The sequence below is a fragment of the Streptomyces hilarionis genome (assembly GCF_024539675.1).
Classification (GTDB): Bacteria; Actinomycetota; Actinomycetes; order Streptomycetales; family Streptomycetaceae; genus Streptomyces; species Streptomyces hilarionis.
This window is the reverse complement of the sequence record NZ_JAHHIT010000063.1, coordinates 24,027-43,857: the sequence shown is the minus strand read 5'-3', so window position 1 is coordinate 43,857 and position 19,831 is coordinate 24,027. Positions and strand designations below refer to the sequence as shown.

The window sequence follows — 19,831 nt, the reverse complement described above, 5'->3', positions numbered from 1 at the left end:
CCTCAACTGTCACTTGATAGACGTAGATGTCGGGCGCGCGAGTGCCGTGCGGGCCCGCGTGCGCCCTGGTGCCGGCGGCCGGTGTCGCCGCCCCCCCGGGAGCGCCGGGATCAGCCGAGCAGGAGGCCGGCCGTCGCCGACAGCGCCCCCGGGACCAACCAGCCCGCTCCCCAGCGGATGCACCGGTATTTCCGGAAGAGGATGTGGCTGGTGTCCACGGCCTGGGTCAGCAGCCAGGCCGTGACGTCCTCGCCCGCTCTGCCGACCGCCTCTGCCACACCGCCCGCTCCAGCCGCCGTGTGCACCGCGACGACGTCGGCGAAGAAGGTGATGCCCGGTCCCACCCGCTCAGTTCCGCCGTGCGGCAGCATCGCCCGAACGAGTGAAACGGTCCCCACCAGCCACATCAGCAACCCCGCTGCGACCAGCACCAGCCACAGCACGGAAGGCCGGTCCGGCGGGCGCTGCCCCGCCCCGACCACCAGGGGCGGCACCCCGAGCGCCACCGACAGCAGCACCGACGCCTTGACGTCCGCCCGCCCGGTGTCCTCGCGGACCGTGGCGAGCAGCCGTTCGGCGACGAACCGCGCCTCCGGGGTGGCGGTCGCCGGGGCGCCCGGCGCACCCGGTGCGGCCGTCATCGGCCGCCGTCCGACGGTCCGCCCCAGATGTCGTCCTCGTCCTCGTCGTCGCCCCTGTCACGGGACCCCGCCCCGGACTCGCCGGCCGCCGCGCGCCCGGCGCCGGAGGAGGGGTTCCCGCCGTACGTGTACTCGTAGCCCTGGGCGTCGGTGTGCGCCGAGGCGCCGTACCCGTCCCGCGCCGCCGACGGACCGGTCTCGTACTCGACGGCGTCCTGCGACTCGCCCCACCAGTCGTCCTCCTCCTGGCGCGGCGCCCCGGCGGTCCGTTCCGTCCCGCGCTCCGGGGTGTCGTACGGGCCCGGGTCCCCGGCCGCCGGCATGTCCGGCCAGTCCTGCCGGGCCGGTGCGGCCGCGGGCGCGGCGGCCGGGGCGACGGGCGCGGGCGGCAGCGCGGCACGGGGTTCCAGCGCCGGGAGCGCCTGTTGCCCCGCCGCGTGCCCGGGCAGCACCACCCGGCGGATGTACGCGTCCAGTTCGGGAGTGTTCACCCGGCCCTCGTGTGCCATCCGGACCAGGAACTCGCGGTTGGCGCGCTGCTCCTCGGCCTGGCTCTCCATCATCATCTTCACGAGTCGGCCGACCTCGGCGGAGCTTCCGGACGCCATCAGATAGGCATACTTCTCCGCGTCGGTGCCGTGCGCGATCGCCGCGAACCCCCGGAAGCGGGCGGTCACCCGCTGGGCCTCCGCCTCGTCCTTGCGGGTCTGCCGGACGAAGCCGATCTGCGTGCGGTCGGTGCCGACCTCGATGAACACCTTGGTGCGCAGTCCCACCTCCTGCCCGAGGTCGGCCCAGCGGCCGGCCTCGATGTCCAGCCGCACGGCCTGGTTGGCCTCGTGCGCCTGGTCCACGGAGTACCGGGTGGTGACGCCCTGAAGCCGGTCCACGATCTCGGGGCCGAGGTCGTTCTCCACGCTGAACAGGCGCTTCTCCACGACCAGCAGGTAGTCGGTGACCTCCCAGCGCAGCTTCACCCGGGTCTCGAAGAAGGTCGCCGAGCCGTGCGCGGGCAGCTCCAGCGCGAACGAGGTCGTGTGCCGGCCGCAGGCGACCTCGCACACACTGCTCGGCCGGGACCAGCGGCTGAGCCGGTCGCGGTGGTCGGCGCCGCGCGCGGTGATCACGCTGTGCCCGCCGTCCTGGTAGTAGAGGACGGAGGCCACCTGCGCACCCCAGTGCTTGAACCCCCTGCCCTGCACGAGCCGTTCGCGCAGGAACGGCCCTGCGAGGTTCTCCTGGACGACCAGTTCCTCTTCCTGTCCCGCCGTCACCTCTGCTCCTCCCCTCGGCCGTACCGGCCGCGTCCCGCCGCCGCCATCGCGGCCACCACATGGCGGGCGAAGGCGGCGGTCATCGGTTCCTCCGGCGCGTCCGTCATCAACCGCAGCAGCCAGCGCAGCCGGTCGGCGTCCCGACGGTCGCGGGTCATCCCGGGCAACAGCCACAGCAGGGCCTGGAGGATCTCCCCGCGCCGGCCGTCCGTGCCGTCGTCCGACGCGTCCTCGGCCGCCTCCTCGAACACATAGGTGCGGGCCGGCCGTCCGGGCAGCGCCGCGTCCGCCTCGGCCGCCCGCAGCCAGGTCGTCAGGCCCTCCGTCGCGGCCTCGTGCGACAGGTGATTGGCCAGCGACCGCCACAGCAGGTCGGCCAGCGGCTCGGCCGCGCTCTCCACCGCCACGGCCACCGCCAGCGCGAGCGGCCAGTGCGTCCGCCGGGCCAGTTCCGCGTCGGTCACCTCGACCGACGCGCGCGGCACCGGCGGGCGTTCGTCCTGCCCGGCCAGGGCGCGCTGCCCGGCACGGCCCGGCTGCCCCGGCGCCCGGCCCGCGAGCCGCACCCCGCCAGGCCCCCACACCCGGCCGACGGACGCGGCGACGGAGGTGGCGGTGTCCGCCGCCGGGGCGTCGGGGCCGTCGTTCTCCTCCGCCTGCCACATGTCGTCGGTCCTCGCGCAGAACAGCCGTACGGCACAGAGCATCGCCAGGTTCAGCTGCTCCGGGGAGCCGCTCTCGGACCACTCGCGCAGTACGGTGGCCGCCTCCCCGGCCCGGCTGCCGGCCACGAGCCGGGTCGCGCCGTAGGAGGCGACGAGCGCCTGTGCGCCCTCGTCGCGGCCGCCGATGGCGCACAGCAGTTCCAGGGCCTGCCGGGTGTCGTCCACGATCCGGCCGGAGCCGAGGGCCAGCGCCGCCGTCCAACGCAGCGCCGGCGCCGGGGCCTGCGCCCAGTCCGCGACCACACTTCGCACCGCCGACCGGTACGGCTCGCGGCCGGCCGCCTGGGCCAACGCGGTCGCGGCGAAGAAGCGACGCCGGGCGTCCTTGGCCGCCGAGAGCGGCCGGATCAGTTCCGCGAAGCCGTACCCGAGGTCGGCGGTGGCGAGTTCGCCCGCCACCACGGCCGCCCGCACCCACACCTGCGGCCGGGGGGAGTCGGCCAGTTCGCGCAGCCAGCGCGCCACCGGGCCGCGGGCCGCGTGATGCCGGTGCCAGACCTCGGCCAGCACCGAGCCCGCCAGTGCCGCGCCCCGGTACGCGACCGTGCGCACCGGCACCGGCACTCCGCCCACCGACTCTTCCTCGCCGGAGCGCACCTCTGCCCGGCAGGAGGTGAGCAGCCCCTCCAGGTCCTCCGCGAACACCGGCCGCCCGTGCGCCCGTCCGGGCATCCGTACGGCGAGGATCTGCTGGGCGAGGAGTTCGGCGGCGTCGGCCACCGAGCTGACCGCCTCCCCGTCCAGCACCGCGAGCGCGATGCGGAACGCGGCCTCCCGCACCCGTGGCGCGGCGGTGTCCACCGGCCCCTGCGCCCCGGCCCGGCCGGGGTCGGGCGCCGGGGGCAGCGGGTCGGCGGCTCCGGTGAACCACTCGCGTGCCTGCCGGCGCGCGATCTGGCCGCAGGCGTCGAGGAGTTCGTCCCGGCGCAGTTCTCCCCGCACGTGCCGGGCCACTTGTTCCGCGACCAGCTCGGTCTCGGAGGGCCTCAGCGCCTCCGGCGCGATGCCGAGCGCGTCCAGGAACAGGGGATGCTTGAGGATCTGTTCACCACGGCCCAGCGCGTCCGGGTCCGGGCAGTCCGCCAGGCGCCGTACGAGCTGCCACTCCAGCAGTTCCCCGGCGGGCGCCGGCGGGCATGCCAGCCCGTAGCGCCCCGTCAGCAGATGCCCGGCGGGCGAGGCGGGGGAGACGACCAGCACCGCATACGACCCCTTCGCTGCGAGCCGCGCGGCCAGCGCGTCCAGGTGCAGCTCCTGCGGCGCGGTGAAGTCACCTGTGCCATCCGGGAGTTGGACCAGCAGACCGCCGCCGTCCAGCACGCCGCCCGCCACCGCGTCCGGGTCGGCGGAGAGCAGCCCCAGATCGGACGGGGCGAGCCGGGTGACCCGGCCCTGGACGAGGACTCCGACGCCCGTCCGGTCGTCGGCCTCCGCCGCCTCGGGCGGGGGCTCCCCGGCGCGGGACGGCGTGTCGCGTACGGCGGTGGTGACCTCGTCCAACAGGCAGAGCCCGGTGGTGAGGCGGCCCGTGCCGGGCGGGCCGCCCAGCACCAGCACCCGGCGCCCGCGCAGGAACCGCTTGAGCGTGGCGTATCCCGCCGGCGCGCGGTAGACCTCGCGCAGCCGGTCCAGCTCGTCCTCGGGCATGTCCCCGAAGACCGGCGCCGCGGTGTCCCGGGCGCCGACGTACACATCGCCGAAGTGCGCGCGGTCGAAGCTGGTCCGGTCGAAGACGCTGCTGTTGCCTCGGATGTCGAACCGGGCCTGCGCTGCCCGCTGGATCCGGGCCGCCGCGCGTGCCTCGCCGGGCACCCCCGAGTCGGCGAGCGGGTCCCGGGTCGCCTCTCGGAAACGCTCCTCCTGACGGCCCTGCCGCTCCGCGCGCTCCGCCTCGTCCGCCCGGTCCCGGCCGCCGCCGTCCGGCTCCGCCTCCCCGTCGGAGTCCCTGGCGGAGTCCTGGCCGGGCCGCCGTTCGCCGTCCTGCCGCGCCGGTTCGTCCCCGGCCCGCCACCGGTCCGGGCCGGGAGACGCGCCCCCGCCGCCGTCGGCTCCGGCGCCCTCGTGCTCGCCTTCGCCGCTCACCGTGCGTCCCCCGTACGGCCGTTGCCGTCTCCGGCGCGCCGGCCGCCGTCCGGGGCATCGCGGTCGCCGGCCCGCCGGCCGCCGTGCGCCCCGTCGCCGCCGGTGGGCCAGTCCTCCTCGGCCGCACCCGCTCCGCCCCCGAAGCGGACCGGTCCGTGGAAGGTCGCGCGGTCCTGGACGACGCTGGTGCCGCCCTCCACCTTGATGTCCCAGCGTGCGCCGGAACCGGTGTCCACCGGCCACGCCTCTCTCCCGGACGCCCCGGGACCCCCGTCGGCGGAGGGCCGGCCGGCCTGGGCCGGGGCGGCATGCCCCGGGTCCCTCCCCGGCGGGCGGCCCTCCGCCTCGGCCCCCGTGGACGCGCCGCCCCCGTTCTCCCCCGAGGGCGCGTCCACGGGAAGCGTGTCGAACCCTGCGTCGCCCGGCACCCGGGGCCGGGCCTCGCCCGGCACGTGGAACCACGCGGTGACCGGGCCCTCCTTCAGCGTGATCCGGGCCGGGCGGTACGCGGAGGGCTCCACGAACCGCCCCCCGTGCCGGACGACTTCGTGGTGCAGTGATTCCGAGACCACGAGGACCAGATCGCGTCCCGAGTGCTCCAGCACCGTCCGCGTCACCGGCGAGTCCGCCAGCCGGCAGACCAGGTCCATCGCATGGCCGGACAGCCCCTCCTCGTCGTGCTCGACCGGGCCCACGTGCAGTCCGACGCGCAGCCCGAGCCGGCGCGCCAGGTCCTCGTTCCCCACCCGCTGCCGCTGGTGCAACTCGGCCAGCCAGGTGCCGAGCAGCCGGACCGGCGGGATGCGCGCGTCCACCGCGGCGATGAACCCGTCTCCCCGGTCCTCCATGTGGAGCATGGACTTCGCCACGCCCGCCGCCGCGAAGGACGGATGGGCCAGGTCGTAGATCCGTGCCCGCATCCGTCGTTTCGCGCCGTCGAGGTAGCCGCCCGATCCTCGGGTGTCCACGCTCATCAAGGTCTTGTAGACGGCTCCGTCAGCCATCTGCCCACCCCCTGTCGTGCAGTGACTGCCCGTCAGCATGGCGGCTCGCGCCGACTCGCGATGTGGTCGTTTACACATCCGGTGGCAGCACATGGATCGCACGCCGAAATCGCGCGCCTCGCACGCTGTCCCGTTCTGCGCCCCGCACCTCAACACAACCTTGTACAAGCCTTGACAGATGCGTGTTCAACCGGTTTTGGGCAGGGGTATCCGTCGAGGGGGTGGGACTGACGTTCGTACGAGGACCGCTCAGCGAGCCGGGAACCCGATGTTCCCGCCGGCCGCCAGCAGGGAGAGCGCGTCGTGGTCGATCAGCTCGACGCGGCGGGGCCGGGTCCGGATGACACCGGCGGACCGCAGCAGCCGCAGTGACTTGGCGACCGCCTCGCGGGTGGCGCCCACGGCGTCCGCGAGATCGTGCTGGGCGAACTGCGCAAGCACCGGGAACTCGTCCGCGGGCCCGTCCGTGTCCCGCGCGCCCGCCCGGCCGGAGGCCGCCCGCTGGAGCTCGCCCAGTTCCAGCAGCCGGCCGGCCACCCGCTGAATGACAGTCAGGGACGCGAGCGTGCGCCGCTCCTCGTCGGCGGTGCGCAGCCGGGAGACGAGCTGGGCCATGAGCAGCGCCGACACCTCCGGATCGCGCCCGGCGAACGCGCGGAACCGGGCGCCGGGCACCACCAAGGCACGTACCGGACCGAGCGCGGTGACGGAGGCGCTGCGCGCGATCCCGCCCAACGCGGCCATCTCGCCGACGAGTTCGCCGCGCCGGCGCAGCGCCAGGATCAACCGGGCGGAGGAGCGGTCGGTCGCCGTGGACACCACGACCCACCCCTCCAGCAGGACCAGCACATGGCTGCTGTCGTCCTGCTCCAGCAGCAAATGCTCGTCTGCCCGGAAGGTCCGCTCGGCGCTGATCCGGAACAGATCCTTCCGCGCTGCGGCGCCGAGGACATCGAGAAACGTGCGGTCCTGCACCACCAGCGCCATGAATCCGTCGCTTCCGGCAGAGGCCGGGAATGGTCCGGCCGGGGGCCCGAGAAAGAATGAAACGGATGGGTCTGCCACTGTACCCGCGCCCCCCGCCCGGGAGAGCCGTCCCGGCGGACGCCGCCGGGACCCTTCCGTCCGCCGGCGGCGGGTCCGGGTCCGCCGGACGCCGCCCGGTCCGGCTCCGGTGGACCCCACGGCGACGCATCCGAAGCCGCCACATCCGAACCCGGCGGATCGACCGGTGCGCGAGCGGCTCAGGAGACGCGCTCGGGTGTCCTGGGTCCCGCGTGGGGCGGTCCGGAGGCGGGCGGCGCCCTCGACGTCGAGGGCGGGCAGGACGCGGTCGAGCCGGGCGGGGAGCCACCGGGCGTGCCTCCGGCGAGGGCGAGGACCGCGGGACGAGAGGCAGGCGGTGGCGCAGGCGTCGATGGACACCCCAGCGGCGAGCGCGAACGCGAGGGGCTTGATCAGGGCGTCGTCGAGCGGGAAGGAGCCGGGCTTCCTGCTGCGAAGTCCTCGGCGAAGCGACCGGCGCCCCCTTCGGGGAACCCTCGCGCCTCCCCACCCGTCGACAGGGGTGAAGGGGGTCGTCGATGTCGAGTGAGCGTCGGCAGGAACCGGTTCGCGGCGGTGCGTCGGCGGCGTCGCCCCCGGTGCTGCGTGGGTGGCTTCGGCCGGTTGCGGGTTTCGCCGCGTTGGTGGTCGCCGTGCTCGGGGGCCTGTACGCGGGTGGCGGTGAGCCCGGTGGGGTGGACCGGTGGGTCAGCTCGCCCACGGCGGACAGTGTGGGGCCGCCGTGGCGGCGCCTCGCGTTGGTCCTGGACTTCCTGGGGGAGCCCGTCGGGTCGGTGCTGCTGGTGGCGGCCGTCGTGGCGGGCTGTCTGCTGCTGCGGCGACCCCGTGCGGCGGTGCTCGCCGTGGCCGGCGCCGGGGTGAGCGTGGGGGTGGCCACCGCGCTCAAGCACCTGGTGGGGCGCACCATCCACGGCGACGGCAACCTGTCCTACCCGAGCGGCCACACCGCCTTCGCCACCGCGCTCGCACTCGCGATGGCGCTGCTCGCGGTGGGCCGGCTCGGTCTCGGCAGGGCGGCCGGCATGGCACTAGTGCTGGGCGCCGCACTGGTCGCCGGCGCCGCCATGGGCTGGGCGCAGGTGGCCCTGGGCGCGCACTATCCGACCGACACCCTCGGCGGCTGGTGCACCGCGCTGGCGGTGGTGCCGGCGACCGGGTGGCTCGTCGACCGGACGGCCGACCGGACCGCTGACCGGGCGGCCGCAGGGGCGGCCGACCGAGCGGCCGACCCGTCGGCACCCCGGCCGGAGGGCCGGTCGGCCGACGCGGGCCGGCGCGGGCGTCACTGACGTCCGCCTCGCGCCCGCCGTACGTCCGCCTCGCGCGAGGCGCATGTGCGTGCACTCACGCGTGCACGCGGCGCCCCGCCGGAGCCGCGACCGCGCTTCCGCGGGCCGGCTTTCGGGTCAGACCAGGCGGCGGAATACCGGCTTGACCGGGCGGCCGCCCAGCCAGGGTGTGGGGTCGGCCGCGTCCAGGGCCTTGCGGTAGACCGCGCAGGCCTGGGCCACCGCGTCGACGGTCCGGTCGATGTCGGTGTCGTCGAGGGCGCTGCTCACCACGAACGACGGGGCGAGGACGCCGCCCGCGAGGAGTTGGCGCAGGAACAGGGTGCGGTACTCCTGCGACGGCCGGAGGTCTTCGTCGAGGGTGGCGAAGACCAGGTTGCTGGCCCGGCCGCGGACGACGACGTGGTCGCCGACGCCCATGGCGGCCGCGGCCTCGCGGACCCCGGCGGCCAGTCGCTCGCCCAGGGCGTGCAGTCGTGCCGTGACGCCCTCTTCGACGTAGGTGTCGAGCACCGCCATCGCGGCCGCCAGGGAGTGCGTCTCCGCGCCGTGCGTGGTGGACAGCAGGAAGACCCGTTCGCCGGAGTGGCGCAGCCCGCCGAGTTCCATCAGCGCGCGGCGTCCGGCGAGGGCGGAGACGGCGAAGCCGTTGCCCAGCGCCTTGCCGAACGTGGAGAGGTCCGGGACGACGCCGTACAGGCCCTGGGCGCCCGCCTCCGACCAGCGCAGGCCGGTGATCATCTCGTCGAAGACCAGCACGCAGCCGTGCCGGTCGGCCAGTTCGCGCAGGCCGGCGAGGTAGCCAGGCGGCGGCTCGGTGTGGGTGGCGGGTTCGAGGATCAGGCAGGCGATCTCGTCCGGGTGGCGGGCGAGCAGTTCCTCGGTGGCGGCCAGGTCCCCGTAGGGGAAGGCCAGGGTGAGGTCGGTGGTGGCCGTCGGGATGCCGGCGGCCATCGGGGTGGTGCCGATGAACCAGTCGTCGGTGGAGAAGAAGGGGTGGTCGGCGCAGAGTGCCACCCGCGGGCGTCCGGTGGCGGCGCGGGCGAGGCGGACCGCTGCGGTGGTGGCGTCGGAGCCGTTCTTGGCGAACTTCACCATCTCGGCGGTCGGCACCGTGGCCAGGAAGCGTTCGGCCGCCTCGAGTTCCACGACGGACGGCCGGACGAAGTTGCTGCCGCGGTCGAGTTCGCGTCGCACGGCCTCGGTCACGCGCGGGTGGGCATGGCCCAGGCTGACCGACCGCAGGCCCGAGCCGTACTCGACGTAGCGGTTTCCGTCGACGTCCCACACGTGGGCGCCGTGGCCGTGGCTGATGACCGGGGCCATGTCCTCGGGGTACTGGTCGTCGCCCTTGGCGTAGGTGTGCGCGCCGCCGGGGACCAGGGCGTGCAGCCGTTCGTTGGCCGTCCTCGACCTGGGAAGGAGGAACTCCGGGGTCTGCTCGGTGTGTTCGGTGTCCAAGCCGGCCTCAACTCTCGTTGTGCTTCAGGACCTCGGCGAGGCTCGGCGCCTCCCGGTCCCGTGCGGACATCGACGTGACCGGCAGTGGCCAGGGAATGGCGAGTTCCGGGTCGTCGAAGGCGATCGTCACGTCCTCGGACGGATCGTGTTCACGGTCAATACGGTAAGAGGTGTCCGCGATTTCGGTAAGAGCCTGGAAGCCGTGCGCGCACCCCGCGGGGAGGTAAACGGTCCTCTGCGTCTCGCCGGACAGCTCGAAAAAGGCCCGGCCCAGATACGTCGGCGAGTCCGGCCGCAGGTCCACGACGACGTCGAAGATCTTCCCGTAGGAGCAGCGCACCAGCTTGGCCTCGCCCGCGCCGGAGCGCAGGTGCAGGCCGCGCAGCACGCCCCGCACCGAGCGGGACACGCTGTCCTGGACGAAGGCGTGCGGGTCGAGGCCCACCGAGCGGACCACGTCCGCGTCGAAGGTGCGGCAGAAGAAGCCGCGTTCGTCGGCGTACGGCGTCGGCTCGAACAGGTACGCGCCGGCGATCTCGGGGACTTCGGTCGCTTTCATGGTGCCTTCCGCGGGGCGTGGGCGTGGGTGTGGGCGTTCGGCGGGAACAGGGCCGTGGTCAAGGCGGCGAAGTGCCGGTCGAGTTGCCCGGCGGCGATCCGGTTGTGCTCGACGAGGGTCTGCCGGACCTGCGCCGCGTGCTTCTCGAGGTCCCGGAACTGCTCGAGAAGCCGGTCGGCGTCGACCTCGCGGGCCGGGTGGCGGTACGCGCCGACGCCCATCCGTTCCATGAGCGCGTCGCTCTTCGCCGCGTAGCACAGGGCGAGCACGGGCGTCGCGGTCTTCAGGGCGCAGATCAGGTTGTGGTAGCGGACGGCCACCACCGTGTCGGCGGCCGCCATCTCCTTCATCAGGTCGGCCAGCGAGGCCGGTTCGGCCGCGGTGACCAGCGGCGAGTCCACGGCGTCGAGGATCGCGGCGACCACGGACAGGTCGCACTCGTCCCCGGTGAGGAGCCGGACCGCCCTGCCCTCCTCGACCAGGGCGCGCACGAACGTGATCGTCCCGTCGAGGTAGCGCCGGTGGATCTCCTGGGCCCGCGCGCGGTCGTCGTTGCCGCCGTGGAAGTCCATGACGCCGAGGCAGACGGGACCCGGGGTCCCGGTGGGCGCGCTCGACGGCGGCGCCGGCAGGGAGAACGCGAGGTCGGGGTGGACCTCGTCGCGCGAGGTGTCCACGCCCATCGCGCGCATCGCGTCGCGGGACTGGTCGTCCCGGTAGGACCGGTACGCGGCGAGCCGCGCCGACCGGCGCACCAGGGCCCGGATCGGACGGCTCCTGATCTCGGCGGCGCCGACGCCGACCAGCGCGACGGGGGTCCCCAGCAGCCGGCCGCTCGCGCAGAGCAGGAACAGCGCGTAGGGGAAGCCCCACGGCCGCAGCGGCAGGGTGGCCTCCAGGACGCCCATGCCCGGCACGATCACCACGTCGTGCCGGCGCACCCAGGCTGCGGTGCGGAAGACGTCGACCAGTTTGCCCAGGCCCTTGCCCACGACCGCGCCCGCGCGCGAGGCGGTCCGGTACTCCCCGCGGTACCAGTGCAGCCGCGTCGCGGGGATGCCGTACCGGGCGGTGACGACCTCCGGTCCGCCGCACAGCGCGTCCACGACCGCCCCGGGATGCTCGGCGCGCAGGTACCCGAGCACGGCCTCCAGCGACCCGTCGTTGCCCAGGTTGCCGGAGCCGAGCAGGCCGAAGACCCCGACGCGCGCCGCGGCCGCCCGGCTCGCGTCCGCGCCCGTCACGGCTGCCTCCCCTCCCGGCCGGCGACCAGCGCGTCGACGCTGACGTCGAGGCGGGCCGGGTCGACCGGGGCGCGGTCCTCCACGCGTTCGCCGGCGCCCGGCCGGGCACGGCTGGTCATCCACGCGGCGAGGTGGCCGAAGCACGCGCGCCGGTCGGCCGACGACAGCGGCGCGCGCCGGATCGCCGAGGCGAAGCCCCACACGTACTCGGCGAGGAGCCGGGGCGTCGGGTGCAGCGGGCCCGCCCGGCGCGGGTCCAGGTTGACGCACCGCGACCGCTTGCTCGGGTTCGCCCGCTCGGCGCGGTGCGGGTGGTCGCGGCGGAAGTACAGCAGCTCCGGGACCTGGTGGAAGGGCCCGTGCAGGGTGATCTCGGCGACGTACGTGCGGTCCGCGTGGTGGTAGCTGTCCATCGGCTTCACCCGGCGCAGCACGTCGGTGCGCATCACCCCGTAGAAGTCGTCGCCGCCGGGCTCGAACAGCAGGCTGCGGAAGCGGTCCGGGGCGTGCGGCGAGTCCGTGGCGAGGGTGTACTCGTAGGGCACCTTCACCCGGCCGTCGCCGTCGATGACCGCCTGGCCGCTGTGCGCGAGGATCGTCTCCGGCCGCTCGTCCAGGGCCTCGACGCAGCGCCGCAGCAGGTCCCGGCCGTACAGGTCGTCGTGCGAGGCCCACTTGAACAGTTCGCCGCGGGACTCGGCCAGGACGCGGTTGTGGTTGGGCGTGGCGCCGATGTTGCGCGGCAGCCGCAGGTACCGGATGCGTGAGTCCTTCGCGGCGTACCGGCGGCAGACGTCCTCGGTCCCGTCGGTCGAGGCGTTGTCGGAGACGATCAGCTCGAAGTCCTCGTAGGTCTGGCCGAGCAGGGCGTCGAACGACTCGGCCAGGTACTCCTCGCCGTTGTACACGGGCAGGCCGATGCTCAGCCTGGGACGGTCGGTCATGAGGTCCTCACTTCGGGAACGGAGTGGTGGTGCCGCTCGCCCAGGGCGGACCGCAGCTGCATCCACCACACGGCCGAGCCGCTGACGGTCGCGGCGGCGACGCCCCAGGCCGAGCCGACCGTGCCGGCCAGGGCCGCCCCGCCCAGTCCGCCGCCGACGTAGCAGGCGGAGGCGAACAGCTGGGAGCGCAGACTGCGCCGGGCCGCGCCGAGCGCGCGCAGCCCGGCCGCCGCGCCGGTGCCCAGGCCCGCGCCCGCGACGCCGAGGGTGATCGGCACGATGAGCTGTGCGGCGGAGTGCCACACCCCGCCGAGCACGGCCTCGCCGAACCGGCCCGGCATCAGCAGCAGCGCCCCGCCCCAGCACAGCGCGCCGACGGCCTGGCCGCCGCCGAGCAGGAGGCAGAACGTGCCGAGGCGGTCGGGGGCGCGGCGCAGCACCCGCGCCGCCTCCGGGACGGTGACCAGCGACAGCCCCATCAGGACGGCGAGGAAGGGGCCCAGCAGGAGCTCGGCGCCGCGCACCGCGCCCACCGCGCCGACGCCGACGATCGCGCCGAGCCCGTAGGCCCGCAGCTGGCTCGCGCCGCTGAGGCTGACGTTCTCGACCAGGTACCGGTATCCGAGGTCGCGTTGCTCGCGCAGCCAGTCGCGCGCCCCGGCCGGCCGGGGCCGGATGCCGCACTGGAGGCACCCGTAGGCGGCGGCCACCGCGGCGGACGCGCCCCAGGCGAGCACGAAGGCGGCCACGCTGCCCACGCGGGCCGCCACGACCATGGCGGGCACGAGGGCCACGCCCCACACCAGGTCGTTGACGAACGCCTTGCGTCCGGCGCCGGCGGCGAAGAACGAGAACCGCCAGGCGTCCTGGAGGAGCAGCCCCGGCAGCAGCACGCCGAGGCAGGCGAACGCGGAGCCGACCTGCCCGCCGAGCGCGAGACCGGCCACCGCACAGACCGCGCCGAGGCCGGCGCCGACGCCGAGCGCGGTGCCCGAGGACCGGGCCACCGCCCCGCGCCAGGACGCGTCCGGCGCGCCGCTGAAGCGCACCACGAGCGGGTCGGTGGCCAGCCCGCGGGAGACGTTGAGCACGACGCCGTAGGTCACCCAGGCCAGGCTGAACACGCCGAACGCGGTCACTCCCAGCGAGCGGGCCACGTAGATGCCCACCGCGAAGTTGGACATGCTGGAGGCCGCCTGGTCGGCCAGCCCCCAGGACAGCCGGCCGAGGAGGGCCCGCTTGGCGGACCCGGCCGGCGCCGCCGGCCGCGGAGTGCCCTCCTCGGTGGTCATCGGCTTCACGCCTTGATCAGCTCGGCGTCGTGCAGCGCGTCCGCCGCGGCGGCGACGGCGTCGAACGGCAGCCCGGACCGTTCGGCGACGTCCAGCAGCGTGTGCTCGCCGTCGGAGAGGCTGAGCACCCACAGCATGGCCAGCTGCGCCTGCTTGGCGTCGCTGCGGCCGCCGAGCGAGTCGTACAGCCCGCGCCGGCCCAGCTGCGGTTCGCCGTAGGGACTGAGGTTGACGTACTTCCGGTTGCGGTCGAGGACGGCGAACGCCTCGCGGCACACGGCGAGGGTGTCCGCCAGCGCCTGCGGCGAGACGAAGTCCGGATTGTCGGCCGAGGTGTGGTACTCGGGGTAGCCGGCGTACGGGGTGCGGCTGAGCGAGCCCACGCCGAGGTCGAACCCGGGCGAGCAGTACTGCCGCTCGTCGTAGCCGTACGGAGTGAACTCGGTGATGCGGTGCGGGCGTTCGGAGGAGGTCAGCACATGCCGCAGCACCCGGTCGATCTCCGCGTCGCCGCGCCTGCTCTGCTTGTACGTCAGCTGCCCCCGGTCGCCGGCGCAGGCCAGCACGAGACCGTGCCTGACCCGTTCCACCCGCTCCGCGTTGCGGGCCAGCCAGGTGATCGCGCCGATGGTGCCGGGCGCGAAGATGAACCGGTAGGTGTAGTACGGCGTCGTCCGCGCCAGCGCCCGCGCGAGGAACACCGCCACCGCGACCCCGGCCAGGTTGTCGTTGGCCAGCGACGGGTGGCAGACGTGGCAGGAGACGATCACCTCGTCGGCGACCTGCCCGGGGACCACGTGCTCGGCGTAGGTGAGGTGGCCGTCGGCGAGCGTGGAGTCGACGCACACCTCGTACTCGCCGTCCGGCATGGCGTCCAGGGTGTCCTGGGACAGGCAGAACCCCCACTGCGGCTGGTAGTAGCTCGTGCGGTACGGCACCCAGGACGGGTGCTCCGGCAGGGTGTGCAGGTGGTCGCGCAGCTCGGAGAGCGGCATCTTCGCCGACACCGGCACGCTGTAGCCGAGCACGTGCAGGCTGGACGCGGCGAAGTCGACCACCCGGCGGCCGGAGCCGTCGGCGATGTACGCGTCGCGGATGTTCCACTCCTGCGGCACCGTCCAGTCCAGCACCTGGGTGCCGGTCGGCACCTCGTGCACCCGCAGCGGGACGTACTCGCCGACGATGTCCAGCGTGGCGCGCACCCCGTCGCCGGTGATGCTGCGGCACAGCGGGTACATCCGCTCCACCAGCGCGTGCATCTCGTCGCCGGGCGTGGTTCCCGGCGGCGCGCCGGCCGCGGTCACCGGCGCCACCGCAGGGTGTCGTCGACCGAGCCGGCGTCGGACGCCGCGCGCAGCACGGCCAGCCGGGTGAAGCGCTGCTCGAAGGCCTCCCGGGTCAGCCCGTGGGCGCGGTAGGCGTCGGCGAGTTCGAGCGCGCCGCGCTTCACGGTCCACTCGCAGTCGAAGCCGGGCACCGCGGCGCGGAACCGGGAGAAGTCCACCCGGTACGACCGCGGATCGGCCCCGCTCTCCCCGGTGATCACCACCTCGGAGCCGGGCACCGCCTCGGCGACCTGTCCGGCGATCTCGGCGACCGTGACGTTGTTGACCTCGCTGCCGATGTTGAACGCCCGGTCGTGCACCGCCTCGCGCGGCGCGGCCAGCGCGGCCGTGAAGGCCCGGGCGATGTCGCCCGCGTGCACGAGCGGGCGCCAGGGCGTGCCGTCGGAGAGCACCAGGACCTCGCCGGACAGCAGGGCGTGCCCCACCAGGTTGTTGAGCACGATGTCGGCGCGCAGCCGGGGCGAGTAGCCGAAGGCGGTGGCGTTGCGCATGTACACCGGGCTGAAGTCGCCGTCGGCGAGGGCGTGCAGGTCGTCCTCCACCCGCACCTTGGACTCCGCGTACGGGGTCACCGGGCGCAACGGGGCGTCCTCGGCGACGAGTGCGTCGCCGCCGGCCGCGCCGTAGACGGAGCAGGTCGACGCGTACAGGAAGCGCCGCACTCCCGCGTCGCGGGCCAGCCGGGCCAGTCGCACGGACGCGTGGTGGTTGATGTCGTAGGTGAGTTCCGGCGCCAGCGATCCCAGCGGGTCGTTGGACAGCGCGGCCAGGTGGATCACGGCGTCCACGCCGGCCACGTGGTCGGCGGTGACGTCGCGCAGGTCCACGCGGTGGCCCCGCGGGTCCGCGGGCGTGGGCCCGAGGACGCAGTCGGCGAACAGGCCGGCGTCGAGGCCGACGACCTCGTGGCCCGCGGCCGCGAGCACGGGGGCCATCACGGTGCCCAGGTAGCCCTGGTGTCCCGTCAGCAGTACGCGCACAGGTCATTCCCCCAGATCGAGAGTGAGTTTGGTGACGGCGAACGCCTCGGCGTAGCGCGCGTGGCATTCGATGCCCCGGATCCGGGCGAGGCCGAGGAAGGCCTCCCGGTCGTACCAGGGCCGGTGCCGCTGCGAGGGGTAGTGCTCCTGCAACAGCCGCACCTTCCGCTCGGCGACCTCGTCGGACAGCGGCTGGTACGCCGTCGGACGGCCGAGGTCGCCGTCCCACTTGACGATCTCGTAGCCGAGGACGAGGTGGTCGCGGAACGCCGTGGGCATCAGCTGGGCCAGACCGCGGTGGTCCTGGTGCGCGTCGTCGGTGCGCGGGGCGAGGATCAGGTCCGGCTCGGTCCGCGCGCGCAGCTCCTCGACCGCGGCCTTGGCCTCGTCCCAGTACACGGGCAGCCGGCCGTCCGGCAGCTTGTGCACGGTCAGCCGCAGGTCGGCGCCCGGGCAGAACGCGGCGAGCGCGGCCTGCTCCTCCTGTTCGCGCTCGGTGCCGCCGCCGGAGAGCACCAGCGCGTCGACGCGCACGCCCGGGCGGCCCTGGCACAGCGTCAGCAGCGTGCCGCCGGCGCCGATGGCGATGTCGTCGCAGTGCGCGCCCACCGCGACGATCCGGTCGGGGCGCCCGGCCCCGAGCCGTATCACGCGGTCCCCGCCGCGGCGGCCGGAGCGCCGTCGCGTTCCCACACGGCCCACGGCCGCTCGCCCCGGGCGTAGGCCTCGTCGAGCGCGGCCCGCTCCTTGACGGTGTCGGTCGGCTTCCAGAACCCGCGGTGCTGGTGCGCCACCAGCCGTCCGCGCTTGGCCAGCTGGGCGCAGCCGTCGGCGACCAGGTCGCCGCCCTGCGGGATGTGGTCGAAGACCTCCTGGCGCAGGACGAAATAGCCGCCGTTCTCCCACAGCGGCAGTTCGCTCACCGCGGTGATGCCGCCGACCAGGCCGTCCTCGCCCAGGTCCACGCAGTGGAAGGAGGACTGCGGCGGCACCACCATCATCGACGCGCCGGCGTCGCGCCGCGCGAAGGAGTCGATCATCTGCGGCAGCGGGGCGTCGGTGAGGACGTCGGCGTAGTTGGCGAGGAACATCTCGTCGCCGTCCAGGTGCTCGCGCACCCGGCGCAGCCGTTCCCCGATCGGCGACTCGATGCCGGTCTGCGCGAACGTGATCGTCCAGTCCGAGATGTCGGTGGACAGCAGCTCGGTGCGCCCGCCGCGCAGCACGAAGTCGTTGGAGGTGGTCTCCTCGTAGTTGAGGAAGAAGTTCTTGATGTGGTGGGCGCCGTAGCCGAGGCACAGGATGAACTCCTTGTGCCCGAAGTAGGCGTAGTAGCGCATGACGTGCCAGATCAGCGGCCGGGGACCGACCATCGCCATCGGCTTGGGTACGTCGTCCGCCGCACCGCTGCGCATGCGCATCCCGTAACCGCCGCAGAACAGGACGACCTTCATCGCGTGACCTCGACAATGCTCAGTTCCGGGATGGGAAAGACCAGCCGGCCGCCCCAGTCGTGCACGTAGGCCAGCTGCTCGACGAGCTCGGTGCGCAGGTTCCACGGCAGGACCAGGACGTAGTCCGGCTTGTCGGCCGCGATCTGCTCGGGCGGCAGGATCGGGATGCGGGTGCCCGGGGTGAACCTGCCGTGCTTGTACGGGTTGCGGTCCACCGTGTAGGCGAGCAGGTCGGGCCGGATGCCGCAGTGGTTGAGCAGCGTGTTGCCCTTGCCGGGGGCGCCGTAGCCGACGACCGTCTCGCCGCGCTCGGCCGCCTCGACGAGGAACTTGAGCAGGTCGCGGCGCACCTTGGCCACCCGGGCGGAGAACTCCGTGTACCCGGACAGCTCCTGGAGGCCGGCGGCCTTCTCCCGGGCCAGCACGTCGGCCACCCGCGCCGTGGGCTCGCCCGCTGCCTCGGCGGGGCGGGCCCACAGCCGGATGGAGCCGCCGTGCGTGGGCAGCAGCTCGACGTCCACGAGCGCGAGGCCGCCGCTCTCCAGCGCCCGGATCGCGGAGGCGACCGTGTAGTACTGGAAGTGCTCGTGGTAGATCGTGTCGTACTGGTTCTCCTCGATCAGGGTCAGCAGGTGCTGCACCTCGATCGAGACCCAGCCGTCGTCGGCGACGAGCGAGCGCAGCCCCCGGGTGAAGCCGATCACGTCGGGGATGTGCGCGTACACGTTGTTGGCGACGACCAGGTCGGCCGGGCCGTGCTCGGCGCGGACGGCGTCGCCGGTGGCCGGGTCCAGGAACGCCGTGAGCGTCGGCACGCCCGCCTCGCGCGCCGCGGCGCCCACGTTCACCGAGGGCTCGACGCCCAGGCAGCGGATCCCGCGGTCCACGACGTGCCGCAGCAGGTACCCGTCGTTGCTCGCGACCTCGACCACGAAGGCGTCGGGGCCGAGGCCCACCCGCTCCACGGCGCCGGCGACGAACGTGCGCGCGTGCTCCACCCAGGAGGTCGAGAAGGAGGAGAAGTACGCGTACTCCTCGAACGTCTCCTCCGGTGTGATCAGCGGCGGGATCTGCGCGAGCCAGCAGTCGGTGCACACCCGCAGGTGCAGCGGGTACGCCGGCTCGGGCCGGTCCAGTTGGTCCGCGGCGAGAAAGCTCTCACATGGCGGCGTCGCTCCGAGGTCGACGACGCTCGCCATCGCCTCCGAGCCGCACAGTCGGCATCGTGTCATGTGCTGTTCCCATCCCCCCTGCCCACGCGGGTCTCCCCGCCGTGAGCCGGTGCTGACCGACCCGCGATCGCGGAGCGGTACCCCTCCTCCAGGCGCTCCAGCCCGACGGCCGGACTGAAGCCCTGCTCGTAACGGCGCCGGGCCGCCTGTCCCATCTCCCGGTTGAGCGCCGCATCGGCGGTGATCCGGCGCAGGGCGGACGCCAGTGAGGCGACCTCGCCCGGCCGGTGCAGCAGCCCGGTCGTCCCGTCCTCGACGAGTTCGACGAACGCGCCGTGACCGGCGGCGACGACCGGCACCCCGGCCGCCATCGCCTCCACGACGACCAGGCCGAACGCCTCCAGCCACGTCGAGGGGGCCACCACGGCCGTCGACCGCGCGACCGCCTCGCGGCACTGGGCCGTGTCGTAGAGGCCGACGTAGCGCACGTCCTCCCGGCCCGCCGCCCAGGCGGTCACCTCCGCCTCCAGCGGTCCCGTGCCGGCGATCACCAGCGGCACGCCCGGCCCGCCGGCGGCGGCGAGCTCGTCCCACGCGGCCATGAGCAGCCGCACGCCCTTGGCCTCCGCCAGCCGGCCGAGGAAGAGCACGTGCTCGCCGGGGCCCGTGCGCCGCACGCCCGGCTCCGGCACGAAGTTGTGCTTGACCGCCAGCCGCCCGGCCGGCATCCCCGCCCCGGCCAGGACGTCGCGCTGCGCCGCGGAGATGCAGAAGAACCGCTCCACCCCGGACCACCACCGCCGCCGGTTGATTGCGAGGCTGACCGCGAGCGGCACCGTCGCCAGCCGGGAGTTCCGGTAGCAGCCGTGGCGCACGGCGGGCAGCGGCGAGGACCCCACGCACAGCGTGCACGGCCGGCCGTCCCGCTGAAGGGTGCCGGGCGGGCAGACCTGCGTGTAGTTGTGCAGCGTGGCCACCACGGGCACCCCGGCGTCGGCGCACGCCGCCAGCACCGCCGGCGACAGCAGCGGGAAGACGTTGTGGACGTGCACCACGTCCGGCCGCTCGGCGCGCAGCTTCGCCACGAGTTCGGAGCGGACCGCGGGGTTCCAGGGCACCAGCAGCGGCACCGCGACCTTGCCCGGCAGCGACCGGGCGCCGATGTCGTCGCTGCGCCGCTCGAACACGTCGACCCGGTGGCCGGCCCCGCGCAGCAGCGCCACCTCCTGGTCGACGACCTTGTTCTCGCCGCTCGGCTGCGCCGAGGCGTAGCGGTTGTGCACCACCAGCACGTGCAGA

Annotated in this window: 17 protein-coding genes; 1 reads left to right on the top strand and 16 read right to left on the bottom strand. The window is 74.4% G+C overall.

Features of this window, described 5'->3' with window-relative positions; translation table 11 throughout:
- Window positions 1–110: 110 nt before the first annotated feature.
- The 5 genes from KMS84_RS16660 to KMS84_RS16640 all read right to left on the bottom strand — a co-directional run bounded on the left by KMS84_RS16660 (window position 111) and on the right by KMS84_RS16640 (window position 6,713).
- Window positions 111–641 (bottom strand): Pycsar system effector family protein, encoded by a 531-nt coding sequence (locus tag KMS84_RS16660; protein ID WP_256917010.1) that lies wholly within the window; start codon window positions 639–641, stop codon window positions 111–113.
- On the bottom strand, window positions 638–1,915 hold the full coding sequence (locus tag KMS84_RS16655; protein ID WP_256917009.1) for a hypothetical protein: 1,278 nt from the start codon (window positions 1,913–1,915) through the stop codon (window positions 638–640). Before KMS84_RS16655 ends, KMS84_RS16660 begins: the two co-directional genes overlap by 4 nt.
- Window positions 1,912–4,722, bottom strand: a complete 2,811-nt coding sequence (locus KMS84_RS16650) for a hypothetical protein (protein ID WP_256917008.1) — start codon at window positions 4,720–4,722, stop codon at window positions 1,912–1,914. The genes KMS84_RS16655 and KMS84_RS16650 overlap by 4 nt, the downstream gene beginning before the upstream one ends.
- Window positions 4,719–5,726 carry an ICP22 family protein gene (locus KMS84_RS16645; protein WP_256917007.1) on the bottom strand — a complete coding sequence of 336 codons (1,008 nt, stop codon included), beginning with the start codon at window positions 5,724–5,726 and terminating at the stop codon, window positions 4,719–4,721. Before KMS84_RS16645 ends, KMS84_RS16650 begins: the two co-directional genes overlap by 4 nt.
- A 249-nt stretch (window positions 5,727–5,975) precedes the next feature.
- Entirely contained in the window at window positions 5,976–6,713 is a 738-nt protein-coding gene (locus KMS84_RS16640; protein ID WP_256917006.1) for a Crp/Fnr family transcriptional regulator, read from the bottom strand.
- A 596-nt stretch (window positions 6,714–7,309) separates the two neighbouring features.
- On the opposite strand from KMS84_RS16640, the gene KMS84_RS16635 reads away from it, so the two are divergent.
- Window positions 7,310–8,080, top strand: a complete 771-nt coding sequence (locus tag KMS84_RS16635) for a phosphatase PAP2 family protein (protein WP_256917005.1) — start codon at window positions 7,310–7,312, stop codon at window positions 8,078–8,080.
- A 117-nt stretch (window positions 8,081–8,197) separates the two neighbouring features.
- Here KMS84_RS16635 and KMS84_RS16630 read toward each other — a convergent pair whose 3' ends face one another.
- The 11 genes from KMS84_RS16630 to KMS84_RS16580 are packed head-to-tail and all read right to left on the bottom strand — an operon-like array spanning window position 8,198 to window position 19,830.
- A complete protein-coding gene (locus KMS84_RS16630) occupies window positions 8,198–9,541 on the bottom strand; it encodes a glutamate-1-semialdehyde 2,1-aminomutase (RefSeq protein ID WP_256917004.1) in 1,344 nt (447 codons plus the stop codon).
- A gap of 7 nt (window positions 9,542–9,548) precedes the next feature.
- Window positions 9,549–10,100 carry a dTDP-4-dehydrorhamnose 3,5-epimerase gene (rfbC, locus tag KMS84_RS16625; RefSeq protein WP_256917003.1) on the bottom strand — a complete coding sequence of 184 codons (552 nt, stop codon included), beginning with the start codon at window positions 10,098–10,100 and terminating at the stop codon, window positions 9,549–9,551.
- Window positions 10,097–11,344: a polysaccharide pyruvyl transferase family protein gene (locus tag KMS84_RS16620; RefSeq protein ID WP_256917002.1), complete on the bottom strand. Its 1,248-nt coding sequence runs from the start codon at window positions 11,342–11,344 to the stop codon at window positions 10,097–10,099. The genes rfbC and KMS84_RS16620 overlap by 4 nt, the downstream gene beginning before the upstream one ends.
- The gene (locus tag KMS84_RS16615; protein ID WP_256917001.1) at window positions 11,341–12,288 is read right to left on the bottom strand and encodes a glycosyltransferase family 2 protein; all 948 of its coding nucleotides are present in this window, start codon (window positions 12,286–12,288) and stop codon (window positions 11,341–11,343) included. Before KMS84_RS16615 ends, KMS84_RS16620 begins: the two co-directional genes overlap by 4 nt.
- Window positions 12,285–13,580, bottom strand: a complete 1,296-nt coding sequence (locus KMS84_RS16610; protein WP_256917000.1) for an MATE family efflux transporter — start codon at window positions 13,578–13,580, stop codon at window positions 12,285–12,287. The genes KMS84_RS16615 and KMS84_RS16610 overlap by 4 nt, the downstream gene beginning before the upstream one ends.
- Before the next feature lie 5 nt (window positions 13,581–13,585).
- The gene (locus KMS84_RS16605; RefSeq protein ID WP_256917017.1) at window positions 13,586–14,839 is read right to left on the bottom strand and encodes a DUF4910 domain-containing protein; all 1,254 of its coding nucleotides are present in this window, start codon (window positions 14,837–14,839) and stop codon (window positions 13,586–13,588) included.
- A 41-nt stretch (window positions 14,840–14,880) separates the two neighbouring features.
- Window positions 14,881–15,906: an NAD-dependent epimerase/dehydratase family protein gene (locus KMS84_RS16600; RefSeq protein ID WP_256916999.1), complete on the bottom strand. Its 1,026-nt coding sequence runs from the start codon at window positions 15,904–15,906 to the stop codon at window positions 14,881–14,883.
- A 3-nt stretch (window positions 15,907–15,909) separates the two neighbouring features.
- On the bottom strand, window positions 15,910–16,557 hold the full coding sequence (locus KMS84_RS16595; RefSeq protein WP_256916997.1) for a PIG-L deacetylase family protein: 648 nt from the start codon (window positions 16,555–16,557) through the stop codon (window positions 15,910–15,912).
- Window positions 16,554–17,360 (bottom strand): glycosyltransferase family protein, encoded by an 807-nt coding sequence (locus tag KMS84_RS16590; RefSeq protein WP_256916996.1) that lies wholly within the window; start codon window positions 17,358–17,360, stop codon window positions 16,554–16,556. The genes KMS84_RS16595 and KMS84_RS16590 overlap by 4 nt, the downstream gene beginning before the upstream one ends.
- Window positions 17,357–18,592: a class I SAM-dependent methyltransferase gene (locus KMS84_RS16585; RefSeq protein WP_256916995.1), complete on the bottom strand. Its 1,236-nt coding sequence runs from the start codon at window positions 18,590–18,592 to the stop codon at window positions 17,357–17,359. Before KMS84_RS16585 ends, KMS84_RS16590 begins: the two co-directional genes overlap by 4 nt.
- Window positions 18,589–19,830, bottom strand: coding sequence for a glycosyltransferase family 4 protein (locus KMS84_RS16580; RefSeq protein WP_256917016.1), 1,242 nt, complete (start codon window positions 19,828–19,830; stop codon window positions 18,589–18,591). The genes KMS84_RS16585 and KMS84_RS16580 overlap by 4 nt, the downstream gene beginning before the upstream one ends.
- Between the last annotated feature and the right edge of the window lies 1 nt (window position 19,831).

Bases quoted from the DNA above. Each gene is read 5' to 3' on its own strand.
- KMS84_RS16660 (WP_256917010.1), bottom strand. From the start codon at position 641: ATGACGGCCGCACCGGGTGCGCCGGGCGCCCCGGCGACCGCCACCCCG.
- KMS84_RS16645 (WP_256917007.1), bottom strand. From the start codon at position 5,726: ATGGCTGACGGAGCCGTCTACAAGACCTTGATGAGCGTGGACACCCGA.
- KMS84_RS16640 (WP_256917006.1), bottom strand. From the start codon at position 6,713: ATGGCGCTGGTGGTGCAGGACCGCACGTTTCTCGATGTCCTCGGCGCC.
- KMS84_RS16635 (WP_256917005.1), top strand. From the start codon at position 7,310: ATGTCGAGTGAGCGTCGGCAGGAACCGGTTCGCGGCGGTGCGTCGGCG.
- rfbC (WP_256917003.1), bottom strand. From the start codon at position 10,100: ATGAAAGCGACCGAAGTCCCCGAGATCGCCGGCGCGTACCTGTTCGAG.
- KMS84_RS16615 (WP_256917001.1), bottom strand. From the start codon at position 12,288: ATGACCGACCGTCCCAGGCTGAGCATCGGCCTGCCCGTGTACAACGGC.
- KMS84_RS16610 (WP_256917000.1), bottom strand. From the start codon at position 13,580: ATGACCACCGAGGAGGGCACTCCGCGGCCGGCGGCGCCGGCCGGGTCC.
- KMS84_RS16605 (WP_256917017.1), bottom strand. From the start codon at position 14,839: ATGCACGCGCTGGTGGAGCGGATGTACCCGCTGTGCCGCAGCATCACC.
- KMS84_RS16590 (WP_256916996.1), bottom strand. From the start codon at position 17,360: ATGAAGGTCGTCCTGTTCTGCGGCGGTTACGGGATGCGCATGCGCAGC.
- KMS84_RS16585 (WP_256916995.1), bottom strand. From the start codon at position 18,592: ATGACACGATGCCGACTGTGCGGCTCGGAGGCGATGGCGAGCGTCGTC.